General features: G+C 31.8%; 19 protein-coding genes and 2 pseudogenes. 9 read left to right on the top strand and 12 right to left on the bottom strand.

Annotated features, from left to right (window positions below; translation table 11 throughout):
* From ACQKNI_RS02875 to ACQKNI_RS02890, 4 genes are all read right to left on the bottom strand, one after another.
* Positions 1 to 94, bottom strand: a 94-nt coding sequence (locus tag ACQKNI_RS02875; RefSeq protein WP_098882331.1) for a YrzI family small protein, incomplete at its 3' end; no start/stop codon positions are given.
* A 26-nt stretch (positions 95 to 120) separates the two neighbouring features.
* Positions 121 to 264, bottom strand: coding sequence for a YrzI family small protein (locus ACQKNI_RS02880; RefSeq protein ID WP_098253499.1), 144 nt, complete (start codon positions 262 to 264; stop codon positions 121 to 123).
* Positions 265 to 292: 28 nt separating this feature from the next.
* Positions 293 to 436, bottom strand: coding sequence for a YrzI family small protein (locus tag ACQKNI_RS02885; RefSeq protein ID WP_088229387.1), 144 nt, complete (start codon positions 434 to 436; stop codon positions 293 to 295).
* Between the two features lie 27 nt (positions 437 to 463).
* Positions 464 to 604, bottom strand: coding sequence for a YrzI family small protein (locus ACQKNI_RS02890; RefSeq protein WP_088229386.1), 141 nt, complete (start codon positions 602 to 604; stop codon positions 464 to 466).
* Between the two features lie 440 nt (positions 605 to 1044).
* Between ACQKNI_RS02890 and ACQKNI_RS02895 the strand changes: the two are divergent.
* The 6 genes and pseudogenes from ACQKNI_RS02895 to ACQKNI_RS02920 form a co-directional block, all read left to right on the top strand.
* Positions 1045 to 1604 (top strand): annotated as a pseudogene (locus tag ACQKNI_RS02895) (DUF4825 domain-containing protein).
* A gap of 14 nt (positions 1605 to 1618) precedes the next feature.
* Positions 1619 to 2107, top strand: coding sequence for a DinB family protein (locus tag ACQKNI_RS02900; RefSeq protein ID WP_427282173.1), 489 nt, complete (start codon positions 1619 to 1621; stop codon positions 2105 to 2107).
* A 125-nt stretch (positions 2108 to 2232) separates the two neighbouring features.
* On the top strand, positions 2233 to 2613 hold the full coding sequence (locus ACQKNI_RS02905; protein ID WP_427282174.1) for a GntR family transcriptional regulator: 381 nt from the start codon (positions 2233 to 2235) through the stop codon (positions 2611 to 2613).
* Positions 2610 to 3482 carry an ATP-binding cassette domain-containing protein gene (locus ACQKNI_RS02910; protein WP_427282175.1) on the top strand — a complete coding sequence of 291 codons (873 nt, stop codon included), beginning with the start codon at positions 2610 to 2612 and terminating at the stop codon, positions 3480 to 3482. The genes ACQKNI_RS02905 and ACQKNI_RS02910 overlap by 4 nt, the downstream gene beginning before the upstream one ends.
* Positions 3479 to 4150, top strand: coding sequence for a DUF4052 family protein (locus ACQKNI_RS02915; protein WP_427282176.1), 672 nt, complete (start codon positions 3479 to 3481; stop codon positions 4148 to 4150). The genes ACQKNI_RS02910 and ACQKNI_RS02915 overlap by 4 nt, the downstream gene beginning before the upstream one ends.
* 23 nt (positions 4151 to 4173) lie before the next feature.
* Positions 4174 to 4437, top strand: a pseudogene (locus ACQKNI_RS02920) (2'-5' RNA ligase family protein); the annotation flags it as partial.
* Between the two features lie 15 nt (positions 4438 to 4452).
* Here the strand turns inward: ACQKNI_RS02920 and coaW are convergent.
* The 6 genes from coaW to ACQKNI_RS02950 form a co-directional block, all read right to left on the bottom strand.
* On the bottom strand, positions 4453 to 5274 hold the full coding sequence (gene coaW / locus ACQKNI_RS02925; RefSeq protein ID WP_098266416.1) for a type II pantothenate kinase: 822 nt from the start codon (positions 5272 to 5274) through the stop codon (positions 4453 to 4455).
* A 25-nt stretch (positions 5275 to 5299) separates the two neighbouring features.
* Positions 5300 to 5698, bottom strand: coding sequence for a 3-hydroxyacyl-ACP dehydratase FabZ family protein (locus ACQKNI_RS02930; protein WP_144492209.1), 399 nt, complete (start codon positions 5696 to 5698; stop codon positions 5300 to 5302).
* A gap of 55 nt (positions 5699 to 5753) precedes the next feature.
* On the bottom strand, positions 5754 to 6953 hold the full coding sequence (locus ACQKNI_RS02935; protein WP_144492208.1) for an LL-diaminopimelate aminotransferase: 1200 nt from the start codon (positions 6951 to 6953) through the stop codon (positions 5754 to 5756).
* A gap of 483 nt (positions 6954 to 7436) precedes the next feature.
* A complete protein-coding gene (locus ACQKNI_RS02940) occupies positions 7437 to 7805 on the bottom strand; it encodes a hypothetical protein (RefSeq protein ID WP_098768501.1) in 369 nt (122 codons plus the stop codon).
* A gap of 181 nt (positions 7806 to 7986) precedes the next feature.
* Positions 7987 to 8280, bottom strand: a complete 294-nt coding sequence (locus tag ACQKNI_RS02945; protein ID WP_098266420.1) for a hypothetical protein — start codon at positions 8278 to 8280, stop codon at positions 7987 to 7989.
* 160 nt (positions 8281 to 8440) lie between these two features.
* On the bottom strand, positions 8441 to 9643 hold the full coding sequence (locus tag ACQKNI_RS02950; protein ID WP_427282180.1) for an MFS transporter: 1203 nt from the start codon (positions 9641 to 9643) through the stop codon (positions 8441 to 8443).
* 319 nt (positions 9644 to 9962) lie between these two features.
* On the opposite strand from ACQKNI_RS02950, the gene ACQKNI_RS02955 reads away from it, so the two are divergent.
* Positions 9963 to 10256, top strand: a complete 294-nt coding sequence (locus tag ACQKNI_RS02955) for a hypothetical protein (protein WP_240522805.1) — start codon at positions 9963 to 9965, stop codon at positions 10254 to 10256.
* Between the two features lie 49 nt (positions 10257 to 10305).
* Here ACQKNI_RS02955 and ACQKNI_RS02960 read toward each other — a convergent pair whose 3' ends face one another.
* Both ACQKNI_RS02960 and ACQKNI_RS02965 read right to left on the bottom strand, forming a co-directional pair.
* Positions 10306 to 10458, bottom strand: a complete 153-nt coding sequence (locus tag ACQKNI_RS02960; RefSeq protein WP_071712142.1) for a YqbF domain-containing protein — start codon at positions 10456 to 10458, stop codon at positions 10306 to 10308.
* A 726-nt stretch (positions 10459 to 11184) separates the two neighbouring features.
* The gene (locus tag ACQKNI_RS02965) at positions 11185 to 11409 is read right to left on the bottom strand and encodes a hypothetical protein (RefSeq protein ID WP_071712151.1); all 225 of its coding nucleotides are present in this window, start codon (positions 11407 to 11409) and stop codon (positions 11185 to 11187) included.
* Between the two features lie 503 nt (positions 11410 to 11912).
* Here ACQKNI_RS02965 and ACQKNI_RS02970 point away from each other — a divergent pair.
* Positions 11913 to 12317 (top strand): hypothetical protein, encoded by a 405-nt coding sequence (locus tag ACQKNI_RS02970; RefSeq protein ID WP_088229375.1) that lies wholly within the window; start codon positions 11913 to 11915, stop codon positions 12315 to 12317.
* Positions 12318 to 12477: 160 nt separating this feature from the next.
* Complete coding sequence (locus ACQKNI_RS02975; RefSeq protein ID WP_088229374.1) at positions 12478 to 13713, top strand: cytochrome P450 family protein; 1236 nt, start codon at positions 12478 to 12480, stop codon at positions 13711 to 13713.
* Positions 13714 to 13837 lie beyond the last annotated feature (124 nt).

Genomic DNA, 13837 nt, shown 5'->3' on the forward strand with positions numbered 1-13837 from the left:
TAGTATTTTGAACGTGTTGATCGTGTAAAACCTCATTTTGTGAAAGTCTACGTTTTTGAATGGTAATGGTTAAAAAGAATGCTTTAAATTTCATTAGATTTTTGCCCCTTTAAAAATTATTTAGAAAAGACGGTTGTAAAAAGAGGATTGAAGCTCTTTTACTTCGTCCATAGTATTTTGAACGTGTTGATCGTGTAAAACCTCATTTTGTGAAAGTCTACGTTTTTGAATGGTAATGGTTAAAAAGAATGCTTTAAATTTCATTAAGATATTGCTCCTTTAAAATATATTTTTAACACATTTGTGTATAATGCGAACTTTTAATGTCCGTTATTTTATCCATAGTTTGTTTTAATTGCTGGTTACGAATAATTTCATCTTCAGATAATGTTTTTTTCTGAAGTGCAGTCGTAAAAAAGAAAATATGAAAAGTCATAGACGAATTCCTCCTTTCGAAAAGGAATTACAGGTGATCACAATACAGCACTTGGCGCTCCTTAACATCATTCATAGCTTTTTCAATCTGTTCATTATGAAAAATTTTAGCTTTGGAAATTGTATTTCTTTGAATCGTAATACTTAAAAACAATACGCTAATAGTCATCGAATGTTGCTCCTTTCTTTAAAAAATAATGTAAGAGACTAAAAAATCGCACAAAAAAGCCACAGGAAGATATAGTTCTCCTATGGCGAGGCGTGAAAAAGCCACAGGAAAGTATACGACCTCCTGTGGCGAATTTATGAATTAATAGAAATAAAGTACGATTTTCAATTCTCCGTTAGGGTGGTCGAATTCATATTTAATTGTCCGAAAAACACAGGTGCAGTTAACGCTAAAGTTAAAGCATGTAAATGTAATTTCATCATTTCCTTCGACCTCCTTTTAGAATATTTTTCTTACGTTAGTAATTATATACAATTAATGGATAATTGTAAACATAAAAATTGAAAATTTTTAATTTTGATTAAAATGCGTATATTAAAAAGGGATTTGAAAAGAAGTATTGTAATTAACGAAATATCGATAAAAATGGGGGATGTTAAATGAAATATATGCATCATAACATGCTCGTTATGCTAACAATTTTTTTATTTATTACTGCTTGTTCTAACGGAGAAAGAATAAAAGAAATAGATGATGTTAGATCTGGAGATTTTAAGAAATATGCTGGAACATACGTTGGAAATAATTCAGATGTGGTTGCGATTGTTACAAACTTACCTGGTGGTGAAACATTTCAAAGTTTAAGTTTGAAGGGTGAAATATGGTGCAAAGAAGAATGGGAATCTTACAGAAGATATGATTGAGACGTATTGGTTTGATGGGAAGGATACGATGAAGAAGAACTTTCTCTTTAATGCGATTTATATTGCGATTTTAGTATCAAATGCAAAAGAGTAAGACTTTCTCACTAAAAAGAGAAGAGCTATTACCGATACTTTATAAAGAATTTGATGATTTTCCAAAGGGAGATCATACACGGAATAAGGGTAACGTAATAAACTTCTTTTGTGGTAATTTAGAAAAAATAAATACGCTTGTTAATAATAAAGATTTCCGAAAACAGTTTTTTGAGGAACATCCTGTGAGGGAATTGAAGTGATATGGGGGAGGAAGATGGAGTTAGTTTATAAAATTTCTTATCATAGAATGCAGGATCATTATTTACCTAAGCTAGTACATACGATTAGGTTCATTAGTGAAGAAGAATTGTGGAAAGACGAGGCTTCTGTTAACTCGATTGGTGGAATTGTATTGCATATTTGTGAACATATACAGAGAAATACTAGTCGTTATAAAAATCCAAATATAGTTTTTGAAAAGGGAATCGAGGAGTATTTTCCAGTAAAACGACAAAGTTCTGAAGTTTTGCTACAGTACGTTGAAGAAGTATTTGATGAATGGGGTAAAGCATATATACAAGCATCGGAAGAAAAAAGACATATTGAACTTCATAGTTTATTACATTTAGTGGAGCATACAAGTTATCATTTAGGGCAGATAGTAGATCGTACAAAGTCTATAAAGGGACAACAGTTTAACTTTTGTCAAAATGGTATAAATGAAAAGAATTTGAGGACAAGAGTTGAAACTTCGAACTTTTAGAAAGAGAGTCATTCTTAATCGAATGACTCTCTTTTTTTATAAAAGAAATTTATGGAAATAAATAATTTAATGTGATATGGTTAATCACATAAGTAATGAACCTATGAACCTAAGGTGGTGAAAATGTGAAACCGGCTCTGGAGCAAAATAAGTTAATATACATACAAATTGCAGAAACAATTGAATCTGATATTTTAAAAGACATATTACTTGAAGAAGAACAAGTTCCATCGACAAATCAATTTGCAAAGATGTTACAAATTAATCCAGCTACTGCAGCTAAAGGGGTAAATGTATTAGTGGATGAGGGGATTTTATATAAAAAGAGAGGGATTGGAATGTTTGTTGCAAAGGGAGCGAAAGAAGTTGTACTTAAAAAAAGACAAAATACTTTTATGACCAAATATTTACCTAAAGTGTGGGAAGAAGCAAAAGTGCTAGAAATATCAAAAGATGAATTGATGGATATGATTCAAAAAATTACAAAGGAGGGGAAAGAGGGATGATTGCACTTGAAACGATAGATTTAATGAAAAAATATAAACAGAAAGTAGCTGTAAATGGAGTAACGATTTCATTGGAAGAGCATAAAATATATGGTTTGCTCGGAAGGAACGGAGCGGGAAAAACGACTTTATTAAACTTACTTGCTGGTCAAATTATTTCAAGTAGTGGAAGCGTAGCGGTATTTGGCGAAAATGTATTTGAAAATAGTAAAGCGATGCAAAATATTTGTTTCGTTAGAGTGAAAGAAGAAGCTCATTTAAGTTATAAAGTAAAAGAAATCTTTAAGATGTGTAGCATGTTTTATAAAAATTGGGATCAAAATTATGCTGAAGAAATTGCAGGTAAATTTCAGATTAATATGACAGAGAAATACCATAAACTATCACATGGCATGCAAACAGTCGTAGGAATTATTCAAGGTCTAGCAAGTAGGGCGCCAATTACTATTTTTGATGAGCCGACTACCGGTTTAGATGCAGCACATCGAGAGTTGTTTTATAGTTTGCTATTAGAAGATTACGGTGAGTATCCCCGAACAATTATATTATCAACACATTTAGTAGAAGAAGTAACCCATGTAATTGAAGATGTAATCATCATAAAAGAAGGAAGACTAGTTGTTCAATCATCAGTGGAAGATATATTACAACAGGGGCATATAATTTCAGGACAAAAAGATAAAGTAGATGCGTTTTCGATTAATAAAAAAGTTATAAATCGAGAAGTTTATGGAAATAAGGGCATTGCTTTTATATGGGAAGAATTTACTAATGGAGATTATGACTCTCTTGAAAAAGAAGGATTAGTAGTTGATAAAATTACATTACAAAAACTATTTATTCATATAACTGGTGGTGAAGTGAAATGACGATGTTAATCAAGCAGTTGAAGTTACATATAAATTTTCATTATAAAGCAATTTTAATATTTTGGATCGTAGTTTTATTAATAAAAGGGGCTATGAATGCTGTTAATTTATATGGAATGAAAATTGGTTATTTACCCGAATTTATCAATAATCCTTCTATAGCAATTATGATATTTATAATAGGGAGTACTTTCATCATACAAGATGATTTATTTCGTTTAGCTATATCATTTGGTGTGACAAGGATACAATATTTTATCGGAGCGATTTGTTATATTGTACTGCAATCCGCACTATTTTCATTTCTTCAAGTAATGCTTTTACAAGATATAAAATATAATGAGGGGAATGTTAGCTTTGGAGAACTATTAGTACAACAGTTTATTTTGCAATTTTTATTTTATGTTACAATAGCAAGTTTCTTTCAAGTAGTAGTAGTTTTTAAGCAACGATTTAAGTGGATCGGTCTTATGATTGGTGGGACGTTTTTCTTATCAATTAATAGTGTACTTTATGGAGAAGTGGGGATAACAAGTTTAATATTTACAAACGATGCATCTTTAATCGACATTCCTTATTTTACTGTTATTTCAATCGGATTAACTATTCTTTATATCATAACTAGTAGTATATTTATTCGTAAAGTTTCATTTGAACAAACAATTTAAGGCAATAAAGACAAATGTTTTGAGAGAGAGGAAAAGAACAAATAGAAGAACTACATGATATCCTGTATACAGGACTATTATCACAATTTTTGGAAGGGGACATTCCGTACATACCGCATATAACAGTAGGGAGAAAAGAATGTGCCGAGCGAGCTGTGGAAGTAGTTAATGATATTCCTAGTTTTTATGAGAAGTTAACGTGTGTAATTAATAGAATTAGTGTAGAACGTATTGGGGAGAACGGAGAGTCAATTATTGAATTTGAAGTACCATTGCAAAAAAGCTGACACAAGTCAGCTTTTTTAATTCGTGACATGAAGCAAAGCACCAATTGCACCGCTGTAACCATCATCTTGTAGGAAGACTGGTATTTTGTTTTGATATTCTGTATAGCTACTTATAATTCTTTGAAGATGTCCGTTATTACATAGAGTAGAACCGATGTAAATAATATGGTCAATATTTTTAGCTTCGGCGAATTGAAGGCTTAATGCAGTAACAACTTCACCTACAAGTCCTTGAATGGTAGCAAGTATATCTGAGCTATTAAAATGTGACTCTGTAATGGCTACTTTCCCGAAATTGCTAGCTGTTAAGCTATTATCAATGGGGGAGAGAATCCCGTCATAAATATCTCCAACTGTAATATCTAAATCTTTTCTAGATCCTACTCTTGTTAGAGGGATTACATCTTCAAACTGATCAATATTTGTTAACAGTTTTGAAAGCCCCATAATTGTACCGCCGCCAACACCAGTTCCACCGGCACGAACATATCGCTTGTCATGAACGTAGTGAATCGATGTACCTGTACCGATATTTGTTAATACAAAATTATTGATAGTTTGCTTTTCTTTGTTTAGGATATAGTGCACACCTGTTATAGTAGCATCGAATTCATTTAATGTTACTGTCTCATATGAATCCGAAAGTAAATCTTGCAATTGGGCCGCTTTACCACCTGTAATGCATAATTTTGTAATGAATTTGTTTTGATGAAGCCATTCTTTAATCTTTTGATGGTCATATGAATAAAATTTCTCAAAAGATATTTTATTCTCTACGTTATAGTAAACAATTTTCGTTAATGTTCCTCCAGCATCAATCCCGATAGCACGCTGCATTTTTCTACTCCTAACTATGTGTTGTTTAATCAGCTTGATAAATTAATAGTTTCTCCACTGTAACAATTAGTTCATCGTTAACAGTTGCAGTTCCTTTGCCGAGAATAAAACCTCGTCGGTTACGTGTTAGCTCATAATGTAAATCAAGTTTATCACCAGGATACGCATTTTTATGAAATTTTACCCCATCTAAAGAGGAGAGGAAGCCAAGCCCTACAGATTCCCCTGTACTTACAAAGGCACTAAGTTGAGCCAGTGCTTCTACAATTAGCATATGAGGCATACTTCTTTGATTGTCATTAATAAACCACTCGTTATTTGTGATCAGTTTGTATCCTGTAGCTGATTGTGATTCTTTAACGTTTGTAATTTTATCAATCATTAAAAATGGATAGCGATGGGGAAGAGTATCTTTAATATTCATAGCGTACCTCCAGGAATAATAATACCCCTGCTAAAGTTAAGCAGGGGAGTTATTATTAATTTTTAACTAGTTCCTCTACTTTTCCAAGAGAGAAAATACCACTGTTTTTAATGTTTTCAACTGCTTCTTGTAATACTGCTTTATCTTGAACAAGTGCAATACGTACAAAGCCTTCACCATGAGGGCCGAAAGCATGACCTGGTGTGACAACGACATTTGCGCGATCCATTAATGCATAAGCGAATTCTAGAGAAGTCCACCCTTTTGGAATTTCAGCCCAGACGAACATACTGCCAGCTGGTCTATCGACGTTCCAGCCAAATGTTCGGAATCCATCGACTAAAGTATCTCTACGTTCTTGATAAATACCGCGGTTTTTTTCACAAAATGCAGCGCCATTTCTAAGTGCAGTACATGCTGCTTTTTGAATTGGTAAAAACACACCGTAATCTGTATTAGACTTAAATTGCGTAAGCGCGCCGACAATTTCTTCGTTACCAATCATATACCCAATACGGCTACCTGCTAAACTATAACTTTTAGATAAAGAGTTAATTTCAACGCCAACTTCTTTTGCGCCAGGTACAGATAAGAAGCTAATTGGTTTTTGGCCATCAAAATAAAATTCAGCATAAGCAAAATCATGAACAACGATAATATTATGTTTTTTCGCGAATGCGATTACTTCTTTAAAGAAATCTTCATGAGCCATTGCTGGAACTGGGTTCCCTGGGAAGTTCAAAATCATCATCTTCGCTTTATCGGCGATTTCTTTAGGAATAACTTCTAAATTAGGTAAGAAATCATTTTCTTTTTTTAATGGCATGTAGTAAGATGTTGCACCGGCCATTTGAATACCTGTTTCATAAGCTGTATATCCTGGATCAGGAACTAATATTATATCTCCAGGATTTGCATAAACCATAGGTAAATGAACGAGTCCGTCTTGTGAACCCATTAATAATAAAACTTCTTTTTCAGCGTTTAATATAACGTTATGAGTGTTGTTGTAATATTCAGTTACAGATTCGTGAAATTCTTGTATACCTGCTAATGTATATCCATAGCTTTCTTTTTCACTCGCTGTATGTACCAGTGCTTCTCTTACGAAGTCAGCAGGAGGCATATCAGGATTCCCGATACTTAAATCAATCATTTTATGCCCTGCTGCAATTTTCTCTTTTTTATAGGCCCCTAATTCACTAAAAATAGAAGATTGGAATGCTTTCATTCTAGTTGCTAACGTGTAAGTCATCAAAACCCCTCCTAAAAACTGTGTTTTCTTTCTGCGTTTTTAATTATTCTGAAAACACATGTTTATATTTTATCATTTTTTTATGAAAATTAAAACGATTGACAAATTTAGAGGAAGGATTAGAGTATTATATATTTCTTCTAAAACAGTTAAGATGTTTTATAGTTTTTGTTTATAATATCTCGGATATTTTGTATTAAAAAGAATACGAACACCACACCTATTATGCCGCTAAGCCAATAGTATGAATTCCCTGTAGTGAATTTTTCATAGAATAAAATAGCACTCCATAGAATAAGGATTACGGAACAAACTGTTGATATAATTAAAGAACTTAAGCTCCTCAAAAAAACACCTCACAATAAAAAATGTTTATTAATTAATTCTATATTATAATTAGAGGATTTAAAAGGGGAAATATTTTTAGCATCTATAGTACAAAACCGCAAAAATATATTTTGCGGTTTTGTAAAATCCCTATAGTTAATCACTTGTTTTTTTATATGTACATATTTTTTCAGCATTAGTAAAATATACAATTAATTTATTATCGACAATTTTTAAAGATTGATCCGATGTAAAGGAGTTACCATAATCAATGTGGTATAAGCTAGAGTTATTTACAAACGAACCTTTATATAAATCTTCTTTTTTATTTGTCGTTTGCATTTCCACTAAATTTTGTACAATTTCTACTTTCTTTTCCTCTTTTACAATTGTTTCAAATTTATAAGATACAGGACATTCCCCATTTTTATTGTCAACGATTTCCCAAGAACCGTATATATCATTATTGCTGCACCCACTAAGAAGAATGGCGAGTATAGGAGATATTAATAGAAATTTTTTCATTTTGTGCTCCTTTCGTATGTAATGCTTATAAAACGTACGATATGAATATTGTAAAAAATAAAGTTTAAATTTTTATAAAGAATTACTAAATTTCACATAAAAATTGGGAAAAGCGGTGGGGAAAATAATAGGCATGAATCTAGCGTGATACTAGAATTCATGCCTAACAGTATACTTTTTGTTATGATTTTATGGGGATTAATGTAGAGGAAAGAAGGATGATTATTCCATTTAAAATATATATACCTGAAATAATGAAGGCCAAGGTAGCTGATCCAAATCCACCTTTATCAAATATAGAAGCGAAGGTCAAAGTGCTGAAAAAGACTAAAGGAGTTAATAGTAAGAATACAAAACCTGCCACAATTCTTCTTTTAAAGCTATGTTGAGATAGGGAAATAGCTAAAAAATTAATGATGCCAAACATAATAATATCAAAAAGAAAAATAATAAATAACTGCATACCATCAGACATCTTTACCCCCCTTTTTTATAGATAATATGCTATATAATGTATTCGCAAGTAAGATGGTTTACTCCTTTAAACATTTTCGATAAACGTAATAAATGGGATTATTATAAAACAAAAAGGCATGGTCCAGTATAAAACTAAATCCATACCTAAGGTGTTTATACTATAAATTCGCAGATTGCGAAGGCTGTTTTTCATATTGTTTCTGTTTTGATAAAGAAATAAAAATAATTAACAAGGAAATGACCCCGAAAATTAAGACCATGTACTGTAATCCAATCGTGTCTAAGAAGAAGCCAGTGCCGAGTAATACGATTTGGAACATAACTCTCTCAAACATATTACGAAACGAGAAGAGACGTCCGTGATAACTTTTTTCTACTTTCGTTTGGAAGATTGTCGACATTATTGGGAAGAAACAGCCAACACTAAATCCAAATAAACCAAATGATACAAGAGCCATCCATTTTACATCGCTAAAGAATAGCGAAAGGTGTGCGAACGCAGTACAAACTGCGAAGAAATATAGTAACTTTTCAGGTTTGAAATGATCAGATAGACGTTTAATAACGAAGGCACCTAGCATAAATGCGACACCTTCAATTGTATATATGAATCCTTTAATCGTTGGATCATGTTGCATTTCGCTAATATTAATAACCATTAAATTAAATCCAGCTATAAATAACAGAGGAATAATACTTAATATAAGTGCTGTAAAAGCAATAGGAATTCCTTTTAAAATACGAAATACTTCCATAAAGCTATTGTCTTTTGCGGCTTGTTTACTTGGTTTTGTTGATTTCTTGTCTTCAAATTGTAGGAAGAAAGTTGAGAGGAATAATAAAGCGTATGCTGCCATAGAGAAAGCATACATATACTGTAAACTCATTACAACTAAAAGAATTCCACCTAGTGAAGTACCTGCAATACGAGCGATTGTACCAACATTCATATGTACACCATTCATCTGTAATAACTCATGTTCACTAACAATTAGAGGGATTACAGATTGTAGTGCGGGAAAATAAAATGCTGCTGAAATTTGAAGTGCAATCATGAATGCAATCATAAAGGCGATACTTTCATACTGAATAGCGAAAAACATAAAAATAACACTTAAAACTCGACCAAATCCAGCATATAGAAGAACTTTCTTCTTTTCATACTGATCGATGACACGGCCAGCCATAGGACCAACTAGAACACCTGCTAGTAGTCCAATAAATAATATAACTGATTTCATGAAATCAGAAGGGACATATTTTTGCATGAATTCAAGGTTACCAAGTATACCAAGCCATAATCCTAGACCAGCAATAAACTCCCCAATTAGAACAATCCAAACGTTTTTATTACGCCACATAATATAAAACCTCTCCGTCTTTTAAAATAAAAAACTCGTATATAAAATCTCCTTATTTATGTATTATTTTTTCACGCTCTTTTTTAGAGTCAGAGTCTATAATACGTGTTTCATTAGTGGATTTCAATCTTTTTGATTTGTCGAAATGTTAGTAGGTTTATATATTGAAATAGTGTAAAAATATGAATGTGTAATCCATTTGTAAATTCTTATATAACACTATTTTCATTTAAATATCCGGATGTTAAAATGTAATTATTGATAGGAGGTGAATAGTATAGAAACGCATCTATATGAAGTAAGTCCATGTAGCACATATTTGATTAGCGTAAAGTTTGAAGAGGAAGTATACAAATTCCTCCTTCGTAAAGATGAAATGGTTGGAGAAACTTTATGTTTATTAGAGAATGAAAGAGAATATGTTTTATTACATGAAGAACAAGCTATGAAAACAGGAGTTTATATAACAGGTCAATTAAAAAAAGACTTGTTTAAAGGTTGGTTATGGATAAGTTTGAATGAGTCTGGTATATATAGAAAAAAAGTGACAGAATTAGAATTAGAAACGTATCAATTTATAAAAGAATCGATAAACATCGATATAGGAAATTAAAAAGGTCAAACCCCTCTCATGTGAGAGGGGTTTGACCTTTCAATGTAAATTAGGCAGAAAATTCTTCTTTACGTACTTCGAAGAATTCATTTCGGCGTAAGTAATTATACGTTTTTTCTGAAACTTCTTCTTCTTGAGATACTAAAAAACGACGATTAAAAGCATAGAAGGATTGACCTTTAATTAATTTTACGTAATATATTTTAAACGCCTCCTCTAACAGGATTATGACTTACCTCATATTATGATGACCGATATCTCTATTAAAAATACTTGGGTTTAAAGAAGATAAGCGAAAAAATGAAAGAGCTTACAAATATGTAAGGTTTGTGTCACCTTTTCCGATAGTTTCAATTAATGAATTGCTACTATACTACAAATAAGTTCCATAAAATAAGGGGGGGAAAAGATGGATGAAGTAATTGGAGAAGTTGTAGCTGGAATTTGTGAATTTGTAGTTGAAGTAACGGCAGATGCTATAGGTAACTTAGTTTCAGGAAATGAAAAAGAGGAAAAAGAAACTTTATAGAAAGATTTAAATTTAAAAAATGATTTTAACATACATAGATAAACTGTGGGATACGTTCTCACAGTTTTTTATCTTTTTCGACAAGAAGACTTCATCTGATTTGTGTTACGGGTGAAACCCAACAATTCAGGTGGAGATGAATCGCCGTCAGAAGGTAGACTGAACTCTTTTGTTCCGTTTCGTTCCAAATCACATGAGGGCATCCGATATTGAAGATGTTCTTTTTTGTTTGTAAAACATGTCGAATCAATATAATAAATAGCAATATACCAATTACACTGAAAGAAACAAAAGGTATTTGTACAGAAGAAAAGGATATGAGCAATCATTTTGAGGCAGTGTAAGTTTCTAATAAGCATCTAATTAAAAAAGGATTGAACGTAAAAGAATCACGTTTAATCATAAAGTACTATCATCTTTAATTTTAAATTTATCTTTAATATTGATAAATAAAATGAATAAGATTACAGCACATATTAAGTTAGATAAGTAGAAATCTTGGTGGTACAGTAATTCAAAAGTAACGTCGAAAATGTAAAATAAACTAATTGTAGGGAGTATACATATGAAAAGATATCGCCAGTTTTTTAAAAGGTATTTGTAATTAATTAGTTTTTTCATTATGGAAATTCCTCCTATGTTTTGTTTTATATAATTATACATATAAATAAAAAGATTTATAAAGTGTTTTCTTCATAAAAATAAAATACGTTATAAATAATTTGCAATGGAAAAAATGCAGCAAATTTCACATACTAATACTAAAGATAAAACTTTTAAATATTTGTACTGAAATGATACACTATAGTCTATGTTACTTTTGAAATGAATAGAGGGATTTACATGATAGATAAAATTAAAAATGCTGTTGAGGATATGTATGAAGATGAAGCAAAACATTTACTTCAAAGTATTCTTATATAGTTAAATTTATTAGAAGAAATGCGTTTTTATAGTGTAAAGTTGAAAAAATAAAGATATGTTCTATTTTAAAAAAACTTGTATTTTTGAAAACAAAAATACAAGTTTTTTTCGGTTTGAAATTGGGCTATACATAAGCTTCCTATAGGTGTCAAATCACATATGAATGTTAAAGGTAATTAATGAAAAGAAGGTGATTTGTTACTATGTATAACGAACAAAATTATCCATATGATCAAGCGATGTATTATAATCCGCAAAATTATGGGTATACATCAGCAAATGAAGCGAGAGATATTGAACATGAAGATTACAGACCAGATGATGCGGAAGATGCTCCAACGTCACCACCACCATCACAAGCTCCGTCTTTACCGTCAACATTTGCTTCTCCTGCACAAGCTGGCAATATGAAATCATGGATGTGTAACTGCTTAGGAAGATGGGGATATTTACGTTTACATCGTCCTGGACCTTTTGGAAGAGACTTATGGTTCTTTCCGACTGAAGTGAGAAGCAACGGAGTATCAGGTTACACTTGGCAAGGTGGCCGTCGTCGTAAAGTAAGTTACCGCTATCAACAAATTAGTAATTTTATGTGCTTCGCATAAAGAGAAGTGGGAGAGCTAAATGATTTTACTCTCTCACTTTTTTATTTTTCAACATAAGAAGTAAGCTTCTGATTAAAAACTTACAATTTTTACGTTTTTATTGGAGTATAATGCAAATGTTGGGTTGATTTTCAATAGCAAATGAGAGTGGGGGAATACAATGTCAATGAAAAATAAAGTTGGGCTAAGAATAGAAGATGGTATTAATTTAGCTTCAGCTCATTTTAAAGAAGATGCTTATGAAATTTATAAAGAATCAAGAAAAGTGCAACCTATCTTATTTGTAAATAAAACTGAATTAGGTGCCGAATGGCTTATTACAAGATATGAAGATGCTCTGCCACTTTTAAAAGATAATCGCTTAAAGAAAGATCTGGTAAATGTGTTTCCTCAAGATACAAAGAACATGTATCTTTCCATTGACAATAGTGATCATTTGACAACTCATATGTTGAATTCGGATCCACCTAACCACAATCGTTTACGATCTTTAGTCCAAAAAGCTTTTACACCGAAGATGATTACACAATTAGACGGAAGAATTCAGAAAATCGCGGATAGTTTAATAAGTGCTGCAGAGCAAAAAGGTACATTAAATCTTGTAGATGATTATTCATTCCCATTACCGATTATTGTAATAAGCGAGATGCTTGGAATTCCAAAAGAGGATCAAGCGAAATTTAGAATTTGGTCGCATGCTGTCATTGCATCGCCAAAAACACCTGAAGAAATAAAAGAAATCGAAAAACAACTATCTGAGTTTATTACATATCTTCAATATATAGTTGATGTAAAACGAAAAGATCCAAAAGAAGATTTGGTAAGTGCGCTAATACTTGCAGAAAATGAAGGGCATAAACTTAGTGCTGCAGAGCTATATTCAATGATAATGCTATTAATCGTAGCAGGACACGAGACGACTGTGAATTTAATTACAAATACGGTATTAGCACTTCTTGAAAACCCTAATCAATTACAATTATTAAAAGAAAATCCAACGTTAATTGATACTGCTATTGAGGAAGGTTTACGTTATTATTCTCCAGTTGAGATTACAACTGCAAGATGGGCGGCTGAACCTTTTCAAATCCACGATCAAACAATACAAAAAGGAGACATGGTTATCATTGCATTAGCTTCTGCCAACCGTGATGAAACAGTATTTGAAAATCCGGAAGTATTTGATATTACGAGGGAAAATAATCGTCATATTGCCTTTGGTCATGGTAGCCATTTCTGTCTAGGAGCTCCACTTGCTAGGTTAGAAGCAAAGATTGCTATTTCTACTTTGTTAAAGCGTATGCCTGAACTACAAATAAAAGGGAATCGTGAAAAAATCAAATGGCAAGGTAATTATTTAATGCGTTCTTTAGAGGAATTACCATTAACATTCTAGAATATTTATTTTTAGACATGCATACATCGAAAATGATTTACATAGAGTATGTATGTGTTATTTAAATTCGAAACGGAAGGGTGAAAACATCCCAATGATCAACTAATTCTATTTGTAAGAGATC

Origin of the sequence: Bacillus sp. NPDC094064 (genome assembly GCF_050279585.1) — a bacterium.
In the GTDB taxonomy this organism is placed as follows: domain Bacteria; phylum Bacillota; class Bacilli; order Bacillales; family Bacillaceae_G; genus Bacillus_A.